Source organism: Nocardioides ginkgobilobae (assembly GCF_054781275.1).
Window position 1 is genome coordinate 1 of record NZ_BAAGUS010000042.1, and the last position, 2,713, is coordinate 2,713.

The 2,713-nt window shown below is 67.1% G+C and carries 1 protein-coding gene and 2 pseudogenes; 1 reads left to right on the forward strand and 2 read right to left on the reverse strand.

Features of this window, described 5'->3' with window-relative positions; all coding sequences use genetic code 11:
* A pseudogene (locus tag ACYVID_RS18075) lies at positions 1-330 on the forward strand (hypothetical protein); the annotation flags it as partial.
* A 227-nt stretch (positions 331-557) separates the two neighbouring features.
* On the opposite strand, the pseudogene ACYVID_RS18080 reads toward ACYVID_RS18075, so the two are convergent.
* Positions 558-665 (reverse strand): annotated as a pseudogene (locus tag ACYVID_RS18080) (IS481 family transposase); the annotation flags it as partial.
* A gap of 511 nt (positions 666-1,176) precedes the next feature.
* A complete protein-coding gene (locus tag ACYVID_RS18085; RefSeq protein WP_460739454.1) occupies positions 1,177-2,310 on the reverse strand; it encodes a hypothetical protein in 1,134 nt (377 codons plus the stop codon).
* Between the last annotated feature and the right edge of the window lie 403 nt (positions 2,311-2,713).

Sequence of the window (2,713 nt, forward strand, 5' to 3'; positions counted from 1 at the left end):
ATCGTCTGGAGGTCCGCCGGTCCTTCGGCACCATCAGTGCTCGCCCTACTGCGCGACCTCGAAACCGTCGGTTTCGCAGATGCTCCGCGAGTGGTCGGCGATGGCTACGCCCCTGACGGGCAGATGGCAGTCAATTCCGTGCCCGGCGAGAGTCCCCATCCGCGGGTATGGGAGGACCACCGGGTCGGTGACGTGAGTGTGTTGTTCGACGGTATCTCGTACGAATCACGCCGCCCGCCCGCGTATCCCGTGCAGAGGCGCGCGGAAGTCAGTCGCTTCCGGCGGGCTCCGGCGGCGGCATTTGAAGATTGTGAAGCGCCCCAGGTTTGATGCCGCTCCTGTTTGAGTCCAGGAGGATGAGCAGCATGCCGAAGAAGATCGATCCTGCGGTCAAGGCCAGGTGCGTGCGTCAGGTGTTGGATCACCTGGGCGAGTACCCGTCGTTGACCGCGGCTGCTGAGGCCGTCGCGCGACGCGAGGGTCTGGGGAAGGAGACGGGACTGCTGCACCTCTCAGCACCACAGATCAGATGTCACCTATCCGTGCAGCAGTCCCTAACGCTCGGCAGCACGTGCGGGCGGCCAGCCGTGCTCGACGACCAGCCGTGCGAGCCGCAGCCGCGCTCGAGGGGTCAGGGCAGCGTTGGCGTGGGTAGCGTGTGACACGAAGGCCTCCTGTGGTGTCGGAGCGGTTCCTAGACAGCTCCACTCCACACCCAGGAGGCCTTCGTCCATCTACAGATCAGACCGTGTCGTCACACGATCTCGACCAACGTGCCTGGTCATCACAGCTAGCGCCGTGACTGCTACTGCCGACGAGGCGTCGGTCGCGCGCAACCACATGGTGCCGATGATGGCGATGGTCGTTGCGGCGGAGACCCAATACCCAGCGGCGTTACCCACCGGATCGTTGGGGAACAGCCCCCACGAGGACCACAGCGCTCCCACTGCGCTCAGCAGGGTCAACAGCCATCCGATGTCTCGAGATGGTTCCAGTGGTGAGAAGTCCTCGCGTGCCGTGGACTGCCGTCGGGGGTCGGTGGGGTGACTGCCATCAGCTCCCGATCGGCTGACGCTCACGTGGCCTCCTGTTCGTGTGGCATGTCGGATGTAGGCGCACGTGTGTCGCACCTCGTGCGCTGCGTTCGTGACGGGCGAACACCCTTGCGGCCTCCATTCACCTGGACCTCAGGAGGGCGATTCCCCCGAACTCATGCAGCTGTGCGTCGTCGACGAAGGCGATGAGGTTGCCGGCTTGAATTGCGTGCTCGAGGAGGTCGTCAATCAGGTCGTGGGACACAGGCCCCCCACCTTCTCCGGGCGGTCGAGGGTGGACGTAGCCCTGCTCGACGACAAGGGTGCCCGGGGTCCGGCTTGCCACGGCCGTCCAGCACTGGTCCAGCCCGGCCACTACCTGTTCGGGATCGTTGACGGCAGCCTCGCGCAGAGTCTCCAGAGTCTGCTGACCCCGTCGGTGCAGGTAGTCCTCCAGACACAACGCTGTCGCTGTGAACAGCTGGTCAGGTTTGTTGGCCGTGGGGCCGACGACGGCCCCCGCGAGCCGATGCAGCCACCGCGCACTTCTCCTCAGCTCGTTCACGAGCACCGCGTCGCCGGCCAGGACGAGCGGAGCCGGGCGCTCTGCTCGCAGGCCTGCCATCCAGGGGTCGATCCGGGCGAGCAGGTCGCTGCGGTCGTCGGCCTCGCTCTCCGCGCCGAGCCCGAGCCCCGACCCCGGGTAGGGCCTTTCGAGATTCGGCGAGGCCACCAGCCGCGCACTGCCTACGGGGAGACGCTCAATCGTGTCGAGCAGCGTGACGCGTGCGGCAACCCAGTACACGCGAGCTCCGAATTCGTCGACGCGTAGGACCAGGTGCGGTGGGGTCCGGTGCAGCGCCCGGAGCAGGTCACGGGTGGCGAAGGTGGACTCGACCACGACCTTCTGGTGGACCGCCACCGGAAGCGTCCAGGCTCGCGACACGCTGTGGCTGACGAAGAGCGCGAGAGCGTTCTGCGTGCTCGAGTCCTGGGCCATGCGGGCCTGTCGTCGCAGTTCGTACATCAACCGCTCGCGGTCGCCCAACGGTTGGTCGTCGAGGCGTCGCTCGGCGTCGAGGAGCAGGCCTTCGAGGCGTTCGCGGTCCGCGATCGCCATCCGTGCAGCCGGGGTCGTCGGCATCAGCACGGAGATGCAGGGGTAACCACCGGCCGCGGTCAGATGCGCGGCAGCCTCCGGTGTGAGGTCCCGGGGAATGGCTCGGCCGCCCCCGCCGACGTGGTCGGCAACCGTGGTGAGGGGCGAATCCTCCATATCGGGAGCGTGGACTGAGGCGCCGCGCCGGTCACTATGGATCATGATCCTTCTCCTTCCGGACCTTGCACTGCGGCGGTACGCCGCTCGCTGACCGTCATGGCGTCCGCCGGGCGAACCGGCGTGCCCTTCGAACGCGGCCCGCGGTGGGGTGGGTCCTGACGATGTCGATCCGCACGAGCGGGGTTCCCGGCCACAGCTGGGCAATCTCCCCTTCGCGGTCGGCGACGTCGAGTGTCATGCGTCGTTCCCACAGGAGGTGGAGGTCTGGGTCGCGTGTCAAGGGACAGTAGGAACTGCCCAGTGGCGGACATAAGACCTGCCCGCTGACGGTCACGAGAACTGCCCGGTGGTGGCCATGGGATCTGCCCAAAGGGGGCGGCGGCCACCACCGACCAGGTCG

Excerpts from the sequence above, each read along its gene's own strand:
- ACYVID_RS18085 (WP_460739454.1), bottom strand. The coding sequence starts at position 2,310 with ATGGAGGATTCGCCCCTCACCACGGTTGCCGACCACGTCGGCGGGGGC.